Origin of the sequence: Nocardioides cavernae (assembly GCF_013410035.1) — a bacterium.
Taxonomy (GTDB): Bacteria; Actinomycetota; Actinomycetes; order Propionibacteriales; family Nocardioidaceae; genus Nocardioides; species Nocardioides cavernae_A.
This window is the reverse complement of record NZ_JACCBW010000001.1, coordinates 341,100-354,745: the sequence shown is the minus strand read 5'-3', so window position 1 is coordinate 354,745 and position 13,646 is coordinate 341,100. Positions and strand designations below refer to the sequence as shown.

The 13,646-nt window shown below is 73.1% G+C and carries 15 protein-coding genes and 1 riboswitch; of the genes, 13 read left to right on the top strand and 2 right to left on the bottom strand.

The window, feature by feature from the left end:
- Positions 1–3 precede the first annotated feature (3 nt).
- The gene (locus F4692_RS01725) at positions 4–459 is read right to left on the bottom strand and encodes a MarR family winged helix-turn-helix transcriptional regulator (RefSeq protein ID WP_179617918.1); all 456 of its coding nucleotides are present in this window, start codon (positions 457–459) and stop codon (positions 4–6) included.
- Positions 460–512: 53 nt separating this feature from the next.
- Between F4692_RS01725 and F4692_RS01720 the strand changes: the two genes are divergently transcribed.
- From F4692_RS01720 to F4692_RS01670, 11 genes are all read left to right on the top strand, one after another.
- A complete protein-coding gene (locus tag F4692_RS01720) occupies positions 513–929 on the top strand; it encodes an organic hydroperoxide resistance protein (RefSeq protein WP_179617917.1) in 417 nt (138 codons plus the stop codon).
- Positions 930–995: 66 nt separating this feature from the next.
- Positions 996–1,427, top strand: a complete 432-nt coding sequence (locus F4692_RS01715) for an HIT family protein (protein WP_179618967.1) — start codon at positions 996–998, stop codon at positions 1,425–1,427.
- Positions 1,428–1,464: 37 nt separating this feature from the next.
- Entirely contained in the window at positions 1,465–2,655 is a 1,191-nt protein-coding gene (locus tag F4692_RS01710; RefSeq protein ID WP_179617916.1) for a hypothetical protein, read from the top strand.
- Positions 2,656–2,713: 58 nt separating this feature from the next.
- Positions 2,714–3,481 carry an SDR family NAD(P)-dependent oxidoreductase gene (locus F4692_RS01705; RefSeq protein WP_179617915.1) on the top strand — a complete coding sequence of 256 codons (768 nt, stop codon included), beginning with the start codon at positions 2,714–2,716 and terminating at the stop codon, positions 3,479–3,481.
- Between the two features lie 71 nt (positions 3,482–3,552).
- Positions 3,553–3,747, top strand: a riboswitch (cyclic di-AMP (ydaO/yuaA leader).
- Position 3,748: 1 nt separating this feature from the next.
- Positions 3,749–4,309 carry a C40 family peptidase gene (locus F4692_RS01700; protein ID WP_179617914.1) on the top strand — a complete coding sequence of 187 codons (561 nt, stop codon included), beginning with the start codon at positions 3,749–3,751 and terminating at the stop codon, positions 4,307–4,309.
- Positions 4,310–4,450: 141 nt separating this feature from the next.
- A complete protein-coding gene (locus F4692_RS01695) occupies positions 4,451–5,470 on the top strand; it encodes a DUF3048 domain-containing protein (protein WP_179617913.1) in 1,020 nt (339 codons plus the stop codon).
- 78 nt (positions 5,471–5,548) lie between these two features.
- Positions 5,549–6,106, top strand: a complete 558-nt coding sequence (locus F4692_RS01690; RefSeq protein ID WP_179617912.1) for a YqgE/AlgH family protein — start codon at positions 5,549–5,551, stop codon at positions 6,104–6,106.
- Between the two features lie 85 nt (positions 6,107–6,191).
- Entirely contained in the window at positions 6,192–8,204 is a 2,013-nt protein-coding gene (locus F4692_RS01685) for a cutinase family protein (protein ID WP_257029565.1), read from the top strand.
- Between the two features lie 11 nt (positions 8,205–8,215).
- On the top strand, positions 8,216–8,500 hold the full coding sequence (locus F4692_RS01680) for a DUF3039 domain-containing protein (RefSeq protein WP_179617910.1): 285 nt from the start codon (positions 8,216–8,218) through the stop codon (positions 8,498–8,500).
- Complete coding sequence (locus tag F4692_RS01675) at positions 8,497–10,275, top strand: DEAD/DEAH box helicase (protein WP_179617909.1); 1,779 nt, start codon at positions 8,497–8,499, stop codon at positions 10,273–10,275. Before F4692_RS01680 ends, F4692_RS01675 begins: the two co-directional genes overlap by 4 nt.
- A gap of 20 nt (positions 10,276–10,295) precedes the next feature.
- Positions 10,296–10,928, top strand: coding sequence for an IclR family transcriptional regulator (locus F4692_RS01670; protein WP_179617908.1), 633 nt, complete (start codon positions 10,296–10,298; stop codon positions 10,926–10,928).
- 33 nt (positions 10,929–10,961) lie between these two features.
- On the opposite strand, the gene F4692_RS01665 is transcribed toward F4692_RS01670, so the two are convergent.
- Entirely contained in the window at positions 10,962–11,441 is a 480-nt protein-coding gene (locus tag F4692_RS01665; protein WP_179617907.1) for an Lrp/AsnC family transcriptional regulator, read from the bottom strand.
- Positions 11,442–11,523: 82 nt separating this feature from the next.
- Here F4692_RS01665 and hppD point away from each other — a divergent pair, with 82 nt between their 5' ends.
- Both hppD and F4692_RS01655 read left to right on the top strand, forming a co-directional pair.
- Positions 11,524–12,756: a 4-hydroxyphenylpyruvate dioxygenase gene (hppD, locus tag F4692_RS01660; protein ID WP_179617906.1), complete on the top strand. Its 1,233-nt coding sequence runs from the start codon at positions 11,524–11,526 to the stop codon at positions 12,754–12,756.
- A gap of 90 nt (positions 12,757–12,846) precedes the next feature.
- Positions 12,847–13,644 carry a hypothetical protein gene (locus F4692_RS01655; protein ID WP_179617905.1) on the top strand — a complete coding sequence of 266 codons (798 nt, stop codon included), beginning with the start codon at positions 12,847–12,849 and terminating at the stop codon, positions 13,642–13,644.
- Positions 13,645–13,646: the final 2 nt, after the last annotated feature.

The window sequence follows — 13,646 nt, the reverse complement described above, 5'->3', positions numbered from 1 at the left end:
TGGTCAGCGCGCGGGCGCCTCGAGGCCGGTGAGCAACCGGTCGAGCAGGCTGCGCAGGGTGCGCGCGTCCCCCTCGGTCACGCCGAGGCCGGCGACCAGCCGTGCGGGCACGTCCGCCACCTGCGCGCGCAGGTCCCACCCCCGTTCCGTGGGGGAGATGCGCACGCGCCGCTCGTCGGCCGCGTCTCGGGTGCGGGTCACCAGCCCCGCCTGCTCCAGGCGCTTGAGCAACGGGGTGAGGGTGCCGGAGTCGAGGTGGACGCGGGCGCCCAGCTCGCCCACGGCCAGGGGCGCGTCGGCGTCCCACAGCGCCAGCAGGCAGACGTACTGCGGATAGGTGAGGCCCACCTCGGACAGCAGGTCGGCGTAGCGGCGCGTGACGGCCCGCGACGTGGCGTAGAGCGGCAGGCAGATCTGGTCGTCGAGCGCGAGCTGCGGGTAGTCGATCGTGTCGGCCATGCCACACATCGTACGCCTTGCGCAATTCAATTGCACGCAATAGTTTTGTGGGCATGAAGACTCTGTACACAGCAAGCGCGGTCGCCACCGGTGAGGGCCGCGACGGTCGGGTCGAGAGCACGGACGGCCTGCTCGCCGTCGACGTGCGGGTCCCGCAGGAGCTCGGCGGCCAGGGCGGTGCCACGAACCCCGAGCAGCTCTTCGCCGCGGGCTACGCCGCGTGCTTCCACTCCGCCCTGCGGACGGTGGCGCGCGGGTCCGGCGCCGACGTCTCGGAGTCCGAGGTCGTCGCGGACGTGTCGATCGGCGAGAACGGCGCCGGGGGCTTCGGCCTCGCCGTCGCCCTCGAGGTGACCCTGCCCCGCGTCGAGCGCGCGGTCGCCGAGGAGCTCGTCGAGAAGGCGCACCAGGTCTGCCCCTACTCCAACGCCACCCGCGGCAACATCGAGGTCGCGCTCACCGTCGCCTGAGCCCTCCGTCCCCGGAAGCGCCTGGAGCACCCGGAGCGCCGGGCGGTGTCGGAGCGGCGTGCCACGATGCCGGGCATGGACGACTGCGTCTTCTGCCGGATCATCGCCGGTGACCTGCCCGGCCACGTCGTGCTCGAGAGCGACGACCTGGTGGCCTTCCTCGACACCCGTCCGGTCTTCAAGGGCCACGTGCTGCTCGTGCCCCGCGAGCACGTCGAGACGCTGCCCGAGCTCCCGGCGGGGCTGCGCGACGGCTTCCTCGAGGCCGCCCAGCGGCTCGCGGTGGCGGTCACGGCGGGCCTGGGCGCGCAGGGCTCGTTCGTGGCGATCAACAACACGGTCAGCCAGTCCGTCCCGCACCTGCACCTCCACGTCGTCCCGCGCACCAAGGGCGACGGGCTGCGCGGCTTCTTCTGGCCCCGCACGACGTACGCCGACGGCGAGGCCGCGACGTACGCCCAGCGGTTGCGCGACGCGCTGACGCAACCAGACGGCTGAGTGCGACGTCTCCCTGTGCAGACACCGAGGGGGACACATGAGGATCCGATCGTTCGTTGCCGCGCTCGCCTGCGCCGGACTCGTCAGCACCGCCGCGCCCGCCGGCGCGGCGCTCCCGGACGCCGAGCGCGCGCGACCGACGCCCGTGCCGACCACCGCCACCGTGACCGTCGACCAGCTCGGACCGGGGTCGGTGCTCGCGGTCGTCTCCCGCGGCAGGTTCGAGGAGCTGCGGGCCGAGGGCCTCGCCCGGTCGCTCGAGGTGATCACCCCCGACGGCGACCGGCACCCGGTCTGGTCGGTCGACGTCCACGAGGACCGCGACGGCTGGTTCCGCGGCGACTTCGTCCTCGCCGACTGGCGCCCCGAGCTGCACACCGCACTGCTGCGCGTCTCGCGCGGCCCCGAGACGGACCTGGCCGTGGCGTACGACGTCGTCACCGGATCCGCGCGCGAGGTGCCCCTGCCGCGCCAGGCCAGCACCGTCGGGCTCGACCCGACGGGTCGGGGAGTCCTGATGAGCACCTGGCCCGCCCAGCGGCGGGCCGGCAGGGTCGCCCTGCTGTCGTGGGCCGGCGTCCGCACCGGCATCCCCGGTCGGTCCGACAACTCCGCCATCGCCTCGCCCGACGGGGGCACGCTGGTGACGAGCGAGGGGGGTGCCGGTCGCTGGTGGGTCGTCGACCCGGTCGCGCGCACCAGCAGCAGCGTGGCCACGCCCGGCGACTGCCGTCCCGTGCGCTGGCTCGAGGACGGCCGCGTCCTCGCCGGCTGCATCTCCGGCAAGCGGGCCGAGGTGCAGCAGCTGCGGGCCATCGCCCTCGACGGCCGGTCCACCCGGCTCGGTGCCCGGCACCGCGGCGAGCCCGCTGACAACGGGGTCGGCATCTTCGGCGACGCCGACGTGCGCACGGTCCAGGGGCGCAGCTGGTACGAGTCGTACGCCGGGTGCGGCGGCGGCATCCTCACGCGGCAGGACGCGCGGGGCCGGGTCCGGGTCGTGCGCGTGCCGGGACGTCCGGACAGCCCGGCGACACTGCTCGGCACCCGCGGCGACGACCTCCTCCTGGCCCTGCAGCGCACCGACTGCGGCTCCTGGCCGGACCGGGCCGTGCTCTCCCTCTTCGACCCGGTCGGGCGGGAGGAGACGGTGCTGACGCGGCTGGGCCGCCGCGAGTCGTGGCGCGAGGTGCTGCCCACCACCGAGGTGCGGGCCTGGATCTGGTGAGGGCTACCCTCCGAGGCGACAGCCAGTCACCCGAGTCACAGACCTAGGAGTCACCGAGATGGGTCGTTTCGACCGCCGCGTCGCCGTCATCACCGGAGCAGCCCGAGGCATCGGCTTCGGCATCGCCCAGCGCTTCGCCAGCGAGGGCGCCTCCATCGCGATCCTCGACCTCGACGAGGCCGCCGCCCAGGAGGCGGCCGGCCGGCTCGACCTGGTCGACGGTGCCCGGGCCGTCGGCGTCGGCTGCGACGTCGTCGACTCCGCCGCGGCCGAGGCCGCCGTGCAGCGCGTGGTCGACGAGCTCGGCGGCATCCACATCCTCGTCAACAACGCCGGCATCACCCGCGACAACCTGCTGTTCAAGATGACCGAGGACGACTGGGACCTCGTGATGGGCGTCCACCTCAAGGGCGTCTTCAACATGACCAAGTCCGCGCAGGCGCGGTTCGTGGAGCAGAAGTACGGCAAGATCCTCAACCTCTCCAGCGTCTCGGCGCTGGGCAACCGCGGCCAGGCCAACTACTCCGCCGCCAAGATGGGCATCCAGGGCCTCACCCGCACCCTCGGCATCGAGCTCGGCCCCTACGGCATCACCGCGAACGCCATCGCGCCCGGCTTCATCGTCACCGAGATGACCGACGCCACGGCCCGCCGCCTCAAGATGGAGCCGGAGGAGCTGCAGCGGCTCAACGCCGAGGCCACGCCCGTACGCCGGGTCGGCCAGCCCGAGGACATCGCCGCAGCCGCCGCGTTCCTGTGCAGCGACGATGCGTCGTTCATCACAGGGCAGACGCTGTACGTCGACGGCGGGCGCAAGCTCGGCTGATCCCGGCGGGTGCCAACTTGAAGGCACCGGACCCGTCTGTCACGTTGGGGTGCGGTCGAAAGACCCAACCGTCCCGGACTACGCCGAGTCCTGCCCGGCCGGGACGACCCCCCGAGACATCGAGGGCAGGAGTGGGGGACCCACAGGTTCCACGCCGATCTGCGATCGGCTCGGGGTGAAGCCGCCACCCGTCGAGACGGGTGGGGGCGGGGCACTTTCCAGACCCAACCCGACAGCTCACCTCACAGGCGTGGGAAAGGAACGACCATGCCTGCGACCACTCGTACGGCGCGAGCCTGCGCGCTCGCCCTCGCCGGGCTGGGCCTCACCGCATCCACGATGACGGCCCTGCCCGCCACCGCCGCGTCCCACGGGGGCGGCGACACCCAGGTCACCACGACCACCACCTCGAAGACGAAGGGCACGAAGAAGCACCGCTCGGCCAAGCGCCGGGTCGCGCAGCGGGTGCTCAGCGCCCGCGACACCGCGATGCGCCAGCGCGGAGACCTGTACGGCTACGGCGGCGCCGGTCCGGACCGCTTCGACTGCTCGGGCCTCGTCTACTACAGCTTCCGCCGCGCGGGCTTCAGCGTGCCGCGCACGTCGGGTGCCCAGGCCGGGTTCGCCCGCCGGATCGCGAAGAAGGACATGCGCGCCGGCGACCTGATGTTCTTCCACGGCAGCAGCGGCGTCTACCACGCCGCGATCTTCCTGCGCTGGGCGCGCGGGCACGCCGTGATGGTGCACGCGCCGGGCTCCGGGCAGCGGGTGCGGGTGGCCGTCCCGTGGACGTCGCAGTGGTTCGGCGGGACCCTGCGCCGCGCCTGATCCCCGGGCGACACCCGGGTGACAGGCTCGGATTGGTAGGCACATCCTGCTGATCTACCCTGTGGCGCGCCTTCCCCGATCGGGGGAGGCGCGCCCCCACACTGCAAGGCATCGACACCCCCGTTCGATCGGAGCTCCACCGTGCGTCACCGTCCCCACCGTTCCCCGTCCCGGGCAGCCGTCGCCGCGCTCGTCGCCGCCTCGCTGCTCCTCGCCGGCTGCAGCGGCGGGGACGACGAGCCGACGGCCGAGCCGAGCAGCCCCGAGCCCACGGCCGCCGAGACCAGCGAGCCGCCGGAGCCCACCTACTGGCCGCTGACCGGCCTGGAGCGCACCACGGACGCCCCCCGACACCCGGTGATCGTGACCAAGGTCGACAACACCTCCTCGAGTGCCCCGCAGGTGGGCCTCGGCGCGGCCGACATGGTCGTCGAGGAGCTGGTCGAGGGCGGCTACACCCGCCTCGCCGCGTTCTACTACTCCAAGGTCCCGAAGGCCATCGGCCCGGTCCGCTCCATGCGTGCCAGCGACATCGGCATCGTCCCCGAGGGCGCGACCGTGGTGACCAGCGGCGCCGCCCCGATCACGATCAAGCGCATCAACGGCGCCGGCATCCCGTGGATCACCGAGGGTGACGCGGGCGTCTACCGCGAGACCTCGCGCTACGCCCCGTACAACCTCTTCGCCGGGCTCGCCGACATCGCCAAGCGGCTCAAGGCCGATGAGGAGCCCCCGCCGTACCTCCCGTGGGGCACCGAGGCCGACCTGCCGAAGGGCGGCAAGGCCACCACGCTGACCGCCGACTTCGGCGCGCACTCGACGAGCTGGGCGTTCCAGAAGGGCGGCTACGTCAACACCGACTCGTACGCCGCGCAGGGCGACCAGTTCCCGGCCGACTCCGTGCTGGTGCTGCGGGTCAAGGTCGGCGACGCGGGCTACCGCGACCCCGCCGGCTACCCGGTGCCGGAGACGAAGTTCGAGGGCAAGGGTGCAGCGATGCTCTTCCACGGTGGTCGCGTCATCCGGGGGACCTGGTCCAAGGACGGCCTCAACGGCGCCATCGAGCTGTCGACCAAGGACGGCGACCTCGTCGTCCCCGCCGGGCACGTGTGGGTCGAGCTGGTCCCCGCGGTCAACGGCAACGTCACCTTCGCCAAGTAGTCCCGGCCGCCGGGGTGGGCTCCGCCCCTCCCTGGGGAGGCTGACCCGCGGCACCGGTCTCCTGCCATAGTGGGACGCATGCAGCAGCTGGCATCGGGGATGCTGCTGGTGGCGACACCGGCCCTGCAGGACCCCAACTTCGCCGACACGGTCGTGCTGCTGCTCGACGTCAACGACGAGGGCGCCCTCGGCGTCGTGCTCAACCGGCCCTCGCAGGTCCTCGTCGCCGACGTCCTCGAGCCGTGGCGCGACGTCGTCGCGGAGCCCGAGGTGCTCTTCCGCGGCGGTCCCGTGGGCACCGACGGTGCCCTCGCCGTCGCGCGCCTCCGCGACCCGCAGGAACCTCCCGTGGGGTGGCGTCCGGTGGCGGGGCTGCTCGGGATGGTCGACCTCGACACACCGACCGAGCTGGTCGACGGCTCCCTGACGGCCATGCGGGTCTTCGCCGGGTACGCCGGGTGGGGCGCCGGGCAGCTCGACGGCGAGGTCGGGCGCGGCGACTGGTACGTCGTGACCAGCGAGGCCGGCGACGCCTTCGGGATGGACCCCGACGTGCTGTGGCGCGACGTGATGAGGCGCCAGCCCGGCATGCTCGCCTGGCACGTGAACCGGCCCGTCGACCCCGACCTGAACTGATCGGGGCTCCACGCAACTTTCCCGGTGCCGTCCGCGTCTCCCGGGTGCGCGCAAGGGCGCGCGGAACGGATCACGGGTGGACGACATGGACGGACAGGTGCGCACCAGCGTCGCACGGACGGGCCCAGCAGCGCTCGCGGCTGCACTGCTGGCAGGGCTGCTGACCGTCACGACCGCCCCGGCGTCGGCCGCGGCAGCGCTCACCGAGCCGGGTGGGTGCCCGGACGTCCGCGTCGTCTGGGCCGGAGGGCAGGCGCGGGACGCCGCAGTCCGCGAGCTGCGGCGGGTGCCGGGCCAGCGCGTGTCCGTGACGGCCGTGGCGGCACCGGCGCCGATGCTCTCGCTCGCCGACCTCGACGACATCCGCCGGCAAGGGCTCCGGCACCCCCACTTCGAGGGCTGGCGCGGCCACGCCCGGCGGGCGCTCCGCACCCTGGACAGGTCCGCCGAGACGTGCCCATGGACCATGCTCGTGCTCGGGGGGCACTCGGAGGGCGCCGTCGCCGCGCGCGAGGCTGCGCGACGGCTGTCGGGCTCCCGCCACGCTGCCGCGCGTCGGCACCTCGGCGCGCTCTGGCTGCTGGGCGACCCCTTGGAGAAGCAGCGTGAGGTCCAGGGACAGCAGGTGCTCGAGGGGGTGCTGGCCGGGCGCGGACCCGAGGTGCCGAGGTGGGTCCGGCGGGCCGGCATGCTCGCGTCGTCGTGCGTGGGCAACGACCCGGTCTGCGGTGGGGTGCGCGGCCAGGTGCCGACCGCGGAGGACCTGACGGACCACGACGCCTACGATCCGACCTCCCTCGTCGGACAGGCCGGCCGGATGGTGATCGCCGAGAAGGCCACCTGGCCGGCGATCAGCGGGCGTCAGGTGCGGGTACCGCTGAGCCCTCGGGGTGTGCGCGGGGTCCGGGCCGAGGCGGTGCGCACGCTGCCACGAGGCCTGCGGATCTCCCGCGGGCACCTCGTCGGCCGGGCTCCCCACGGGCGTACGGCCGTCCGGCTGCGGGTGTGGAGCAAGGCCGTCGCGCCTGCCGTGCGCCGTCCCGTGACCGTGGTCCTCGACGCGCGGCGGCAGGCGGCCGAGCGCGGCACGGTCCTGGTCAGCCGCGGTGTCGACGCGCGACCGGCCAACGCCCCGGCATGGAGCGCCGCAGTCTCCGACGACGCCCGCGCGGTGGTCTACCTGTCGACGGCGACGAACCTCGTGCGCGGCGACAGGTCGGCCGAACGACGGGTCCGGCCGCGGGCGTACGCGTGGGACGCCACGACCGGCCGTACGGAGCTGGTGAGCGTCGACGCCGGCGGCTCTCCTGTCGGCGCGTCGGACGTCCGGGTGTCGGGCACCGGCAGGTTCGTGCTCTTCCGTGACCCCGACACGGGCATCACGTGGCTGCGCGACCGCGTCGCCGGCACGTCGCAGGCCGTCCCCGTCGCCGCCCCCCAGGACGTCGTACGCCCCGCCAGCCTGGGCCGGGACGGACGCACGGTGACCTTCGCGGACGGCGGCGCCACTCGCAGGTGGCACGCGGACACCGGGGTCGTCGAGGACCTCGGCGTGACCGGCTTCCGGGCGGCGTCGCCCGACGGCAGGTTCCTGGCCCTCGTCGACGGCGCGACCCTGCGGATCTGGGACACGGTCCTGCGGACGGCGGTCGCGAGCGGCGACTTCCCCGCGTCGCCCGACTACTGCCGCAGCGAGGTCTCGAGCGTGTCCGACGACGGCCGGTACGTCGTGGAGGACCGCTACTGCGACCGCTACCGCGAGAGCCGGCCCCTCGAGGTCTCCGGCATGCGCCCGCTCGACCAGTGGAGTCCACAGGTCTCGCTCGCGGCCGACGCCAGCGGATGGGCGTGGGTGGGGCGTGACCGCACCGTCCGGCTCCAGCCGGTCGGCGGGACCGACCGCCGGCTCCTCCGTGCTCCCCGGTGGCTCCCCACGCACGTCGACGCTGACGTCGACCGGTTCGTCGACGGCGACGAGCTCGCATCGGTCTCGGCGGCGCCGGGCGGGCGCGGGGTCGCGTTCGGCGCGGTCGGGTACGACGTCGTTCCCGGCGCGTACACCGACGTCGAGCAGGTCTATCTCTGGACGGCCGGTTAGGCTCTCCCATCATGAGCACCATCGGCTTCTCTCCCGGCACCCAGACCGTCGAAGAGCGTCAGACGGTGCCCACGGACGAGGGCGACCACGAGCGGTTCTCGCACTACGTCCCCAAGGACAAGCTCACCGAGGCGATGGTCATGGGCACCCCCGTGATCGCCCTGTGCGGCAAGGTGTGGGTCCCCTCGCGGTCCCCTGAGAAGTACCCCGTCTGCCCGGAGTGCAAGGAGATCTGGGAGCAGATGAAGCCGGGCGGCGGCTCCGGCGGCAACGACGGCTCGGGCTCCGGCGAGTGACGGGGCGCCCCGACGCGCCGCTGCCCCCCGCGTGGCCCGACCGGGCCGCCTGGGGCACCGCGCCCTCCCTCCGTGCCTGGCAGCAGGCGGCGATGGACACCTACCAGTCCCGTCAGCCCCGCGACTTCCTCGCGGTCGCGACCCCCGGTGCCGGCAAGACCACCTTCGCGCTGACGGTCGCCGCCGACCTGCTGAGCCGTCGCGTGGTCGACCGGATCACGGTCGTCGCGCCGACCGAGCACCTCAAGACGCAGTGGGCCGAGGCCGCCGCGCGCGCCGGCATCCCGATCGACCCGACCTACTCCGCCGGCAAGGGCCGGACGTCCGACGACTACGTCGGGATCGCGGTGACGTACGCCGGGGTCGCGGTGAACCCGCTCGCCATGCGGATCCGCACCGAGCGCTTCAAGACGCTCGTGATCCTCGACGAGATCCACCACGCCGGCGACGCGCTGTCGTGGGGCGAGGGGGTGCGCGAGGCGTTCGACCCGGCCACCCGACGACTCGCGCTCACCGGCACGCCGTTCCGCTCCGACATCAACCCGATCCCGTTCGTGAGCTACGCGCCCGGTGACGACGGCATCCCGACCTCGGCCGCGGACTACACCTACGGCTACGCCCACGCGCTCGCCGACCACGTCGTACGCCCGGTGCTCTTCATGGCCTACTCCGGCGAGATGCAGTGGCGCACGCGCGCCGGCGACGAGGTCGTCGCCCGGCTGGGGGAGCCGCTCACCAAGGACATGCACGCCCAGGCGCTGCGTACGGCCCTCGACCCGCGCGGCTCGTGGATCCCGGCGGTGCTCGAGGCCGCCGACACGCGCCTGTCCGAGGTACGCCGGCACGTCCCGGACGCGGGCGGCCTCGTCATCGCGGGCGACCAGGAGTCGGCGCGCGCCTACGCCGCCCTGCTGAAGAAGATCTCCGGCGAGACGCCGACGGTGGTGCTCTCGGACGAGAAGGGCTCGTCGAAGAAGATCGAGAAGTTCACCCACTCCGAGGACCGCTGGATGGTCGCGGTACGGATGGTCTCCGAGGGCGTCGACGTGCCGCGACTGGCCGTCGGCGTCTGGGCGACCACGGTGTCGACCCCGCTCTTCTTCGCCCAGGCCGTCGGACGCTTCGTACGTGCCCGGTCGCGCGGTGAGACCGCGTCGGTCTTCCTGCCGTCGGTGCCGCACCTGCTCGAGTTCGCCTCCGACATGGAGGCCCAGCGCGACCACGTGCTCGGTCGGCGGGTGCAGGACGAGGACGACATCTTCGCCGCCGAGGACGACCTGCTCGCCCAGGCCCAGCAGGGCGAGTCGGCCTCCGACGAGCTCGAGATGTCGTGGGAGGCGCTCGGCTCGACCGCGTCGTTCGACCACGTCCTCTACGAGGGCGCCCAGTTCGGGCACTCGGGCGAGGTGCACGTCGGGTCGGAGGAGGAGATGGATTTCCTCGGCATCCCCGGTCTCCTCGAGCCCGACCAGGTGCGCGAGCTGCTGCACTCGCGCCAGAGCGAGCGGGCCCGCAAGCAGAGGTCCGACGGGGTGGGCGACCGCGTGGTCGACTCCGTCCAGGAGCTCAGCACCCACCAGCAGCTCGGCGTCCTGCGCCGCGAGCTCAACGGCCTCGTCGCGGCCTGGCACCACCGCACCGGGCAGGCCCACGGCATCACCCACAACGCCCTGCGCAAGGAGTGCGGCGGTCCGCCGGCCGCGGTCGCCAACGCCGAGCAGCTGCACGAGCGGATCAACCGGATCCGCGAGTGGGCCGTCCGCCAGACCTCCTGAAGTCCTGACATAGTGGGTGGATGGCCTCGGAGACCTCCCAGACGCTCGATCGCGGCCTCCGGGTCCTGAAGGTCCTGGCCGGCAGCCCGGAGGGGCTCACGGTGACCGAGCTGTCGCACCGCCTCGAGGTCAACCGCACGGTCGTCTACCGGTTGATCAGCACGCTCGAGCAGCACGGGCTCGTACGCCGCGACGCGCGCTCGCGCCTCTTCGTCGGGCTGGGGGTGCTCCACCTCGCGAGTGGCGTGCAGCCCCTGCTGCGCGACCTGGCGATGCCCGTCCTGCGCCGGCTCGCCGAGTCGATCGGCTCGACCGCGCACCTCACGGTCGCCGACGGCGACGAGGCCCTCGCGCTGGCGGTGGTCGAGCCGACCTGGACCGACTTCCACGTGTCCTACCGGGTCGGGGCCCGGCACCCGCTGACCCAGGGCGCGGCCGGCAAGGCCATCGGCCTGCTCGACGGCGAGGACTCGTACGCCGTCACGAGCGGCGAGCTGCAGTCCGGCGCCCGCGGGCTGGCGGCCCCGGTCCGCGGGGTCGACGGGCTGCGGGCGAGCGTCGGGATCGTGACGCTCGACGGGGCGATCGACGAGGACGTCGTCGCGCCGCAGGTGATCGCCGCGGCCGGCGAGGTCGGCGACCGGCTGCGCTGAGCACCGGGACCGCAGCCGCCTGGGCCGCAGCCGTCAGGGCCGCAGCGGTGTGCGGGAGGTCGCCTCGCGGGCGAGCGGCACCACGCGGTAGGGGATCTGCGTCGCGAGGGCGATCACGGTGGTCGACCGCTCGATGCCGGGCTCGGTGAGCACGAGGTCGATCACCCGCTGGAGGTCGGCGTTGGAGCGGGCGACGACCCGCGCCCACATGTCGCCCGCGCCGGTGATGGTGAACGCCTCGAGGACCTCGGGAATGCCGGACAGGTGCGCGGCGACGGCGTCGTGACCGGATCCCTGCCGGATCTCGAGGGTGAGGAACGCCGTCACGGGATAGCCCATCGCGTCGGGGGAGAGGTCGGGTCCCCAGCCGGTGATGACGCCGGCGGCGGCCAGCTTGTCGAGGCGGGCCTGGACGGTGCCGCGCGCGATGCCGAGCCGTCGGCTGGCCTCCAGCACGCCGAGGCGCGGCTCGGTGGCGAACAGATCGATCACCTTGCCGTCGATCTCGTCCATCTGCGCCTCCCCGGCTGGACAACTTGCCCAGCGTTTCGTCGTACTGTTGCACACCTTGCCCGCGGTTGGGAGGGTGACGCCCATGACGACTGACATCGCCTCGACCGGTGGCGCCCTGACCGTGGACGAGATGAAGGCCGACCTCTCGCTCGAGCAGCTCCAGCAGCTCGTCGGCCTCGTCGAGTACGACGCCGACTCCGACCCCTTCCCGGTCACGGGCTGGGATGCGATCTGCTTCGTGGTCGGCAACGCGACCCAGGCCGCGCACTACTATGCCTCCGCCTGGGGCATGGAGCTCATCGCCTACTCCGGCCCGGAGAACGGCAACCGCGACCACAAGTCGTTCGTCCTCAAGTCCGGCTCGATCAAGTTCGTCGTCAGCGGCGCCGTGTCGCCCGACAGCGACCTCATCGCCCACCACGCCAAGCACGGCGACGGCGTCGTCGACATCGCCCTCGAGGTGCCCGACGTCGACCAGTGCATCGCGCAGGCGGTCAAGGCCGGTGCGACCGTCCTCCGCCAGCCGGAGAACGTCAGCGACGAGCACGGCACCGTCCGCATCGCCGCGATCGCGACCTACGGCGAGACCCGCCACACGCTGGTCCAGCGCACCGTCGACGGCGTGGCGTACGCCGGGCCGTACCTCCCCGGCTACGTCGCCGTGGAGCCGCGCTGGGGGAAGAAGGAGGACCAGCCCAAGCGCCTGTTCCAGGCCCTCGACCACATCGTCGGCAACGTCGAGCTCGGCGAGATGGACAACTGGGTCGACTTCTACAACCGCGTCATGGGCTTCGTGAACATGGCCGAGTTCATCGGCGACGACATCGCCACCGACTACTCCGCCCTCATGTCGAAGGTCGTCGCCAACGGCAACCACCGCGTGAAGTTCCCGCTCAACGAGCCGGCCATCGCGAAGAAGAAGTCCCAGATCGACGAGTACCTCGAGTTCTACCGCGGCCCCGGCGCCCAGCACCTCGCGGTCGCGACCGGCGACATCATCGCGAGCGTCGACGCGCTGCGCGCCAACGGCGTCGAGTTCCTCAACACCCCCGACTCCTACTACGAGGACGAGGAGCTGCGCGCGCGCATCGGCGAGGTGCGCGTGCCGATCGAGGAGCTGCAGAAGCGGGGCATCCTCGTCGACCGCGACGAGGACGGCTACCTCCTGCAGATCTTCACCAAGCCGCTCGGCGACCGGCCGACGGTGTTCTTCGAGCTCATCGAGCGCCACGGCTCGCTCGGGTTCGGCAAGGGCAACTTCAAGGCGCTCTTCGAGGCCATCGAGCGCGAGCAGGACAAGCGCGGCAACCTGTGACGCCATGACCTCGAGCGGTGCGTGAGACACCTTTTCCGGCCCGGAAACGTGGCTCACGCACCGCTCGGCGGGTTCTCCTAGGCTGCTCCCATGATGATCCGCCCGGCCGAGCTGGCCGCCATCAAGGCCGGCGCGATCGACCTGGCGTTCCGGCGCTGGGCGAGGCCGCGGGTCGTCGTCGGCACCCGCATGCGCACCAGCGTCGGACTGATCGAGGTGACCTCGGTCGAGCAGGTCAGCCCGGCCCGGTTGCGCGCGGAGGACGCGCGTCGCGCAGGCGCAACGTCGCTCACGGCGCTGAAGGAGGCGCTGGCGGCGCGTCCGGACGACCCGGCGTGGCGGATCGGGCTGGCGTACGCCGGCCCCGACCCGCGCGAGGCGCTGCGGGCCACCGTCCCCGACGAGGCGGAGCTCGCCGCGATCAACGCCCGCCTCGACCGGCTCGACGCGTCGTCGCCCGTCGGGCCGTGGACGCGCGCGACGCTCGACCTGATCGACCTCAACCCCACGGTCCGCGCCCCCGACCTGGCCGCACAGGTCGGGCGGGAGACCCAGGACTTCAAGAAGGACGTCCGCAAGCTCAAGGAGCTCGGCCTCACCGAGTCGCTGGCGATCGGCTACCTGCTGTCCCCGCGGGGCGAGGCGGTCGTCGACGCGACCCTGCCCGAGCCGCGGGTGCGCGCGCCGCGGACGACGGGCACGCCGCTGCCGCGGACCATCGGCGCTCCCGCCACCCGGGCCCTGCGCGAGGCCGGGGTCACCACGCTCGCGCAGGTGACGGCGTACTCGGCGGGGCAGCTCTCCGCGATGCACGGCGTCGGGCCGATCGCGATCACCCGGCTGCGCGACGCGTTGGCCGAGGAGGGGCTGGCCCTCGCGGGGGAGTGACC

Excerpts from the sequence above, each read along its gene's own strand:
- F4692_RS01725 (WP_179617918.1), bottom strand. The coding sequence starts at position 459 with ATGGCCGACACGATCGACTACCCGCAGCTCGCGCTCGACGACCAGATC.
- F4692_RS01720 (WP_179617917.1), top strand. The coding sequence starts at position 513 with ATGAAGACTCTGTACACAGCAAGCGCGGTCGCCACCGGTGAGGGCCGC.
- F4692_RS01715 (WP_179618967.1), top strand. The coding sequence starts at position 996 with ATGCCGGGCATGGACGACTGCGTCTTCTGCCGGATCATCGCCGGTGAC.
- F4692_RS01710 (WP_179617916.1), top strand. The coding sequence starts at position 1,465 with ATGAGGATCCGATCGTTCGTTGCCGCGCTCGCCTGCGCCGGACTCGTC.
- F4692_RS01705 (WP_179617915.1), top strand. The coding sequence starts at position 2,714 with ATGGGTCGTTTCGACCGCCGCGTCGCCGTCATCACCGGAGCAGCCCGA.
- F4692_RS01700 (WP_179617914.1), top strand. The coding sequence starts at position 3,749 with ATGCCTGCGACCACTCGTACGGCGCGAGCCTGCGCGCTCGCCCTCGCC.
- F4692_RS01690 (WP_179617912.1), top strand. The coding sequence starts at position 5,549 with ATGCAGCAGCTGGCATCGGGGATGCTGCTGGTGGCGACACCGGCCCTG.
- F4692_RS01685 (WP_257029565.1), top strand. The coding sequence starts at position 6,192 with ATGGACGGACAGGTGCGCACCAGCGTCGCACGGACGGGCCCAGCAGCG.
- F4692_RS01680 (WP_179617910.1), top strand. The coding sequence starts at position 8,216 with ATGAGCACCATCGGCTTCTCTCCCGGCACCCAGACCGTCGAAGAGCGT.
- F4692_RS01670 (WP_179617908.1), top strand. The coding sequence starts at position 10,296 with ATGGCCTCGGAGACCTCCCAGACGCTCGATCGCGGCCTCCGGGTCCTG.
- F4692_RS01665 (WP_179617907.1), bottom strand. The coding sequence starts at position 11,441 with ATGGACGAGATCGACGGCAAGGTGATCGATCTGTTCGCCACCGAGCCG.
- hppD (WP_179617906.1), top strand. The coding sequence starts at position 11,524 with ATGACGACTGACATCGCCTCGACCGGTGGCGCCCTGACCGTGGACGAG.
- F4692_RS01655 (WP_179617905.1), top strand. The coding sequence starts at position 12,847 with ATGATGATCCGCCCGGCCGAGCTGGCCGCCATCAAGGCCGGCGCGATC.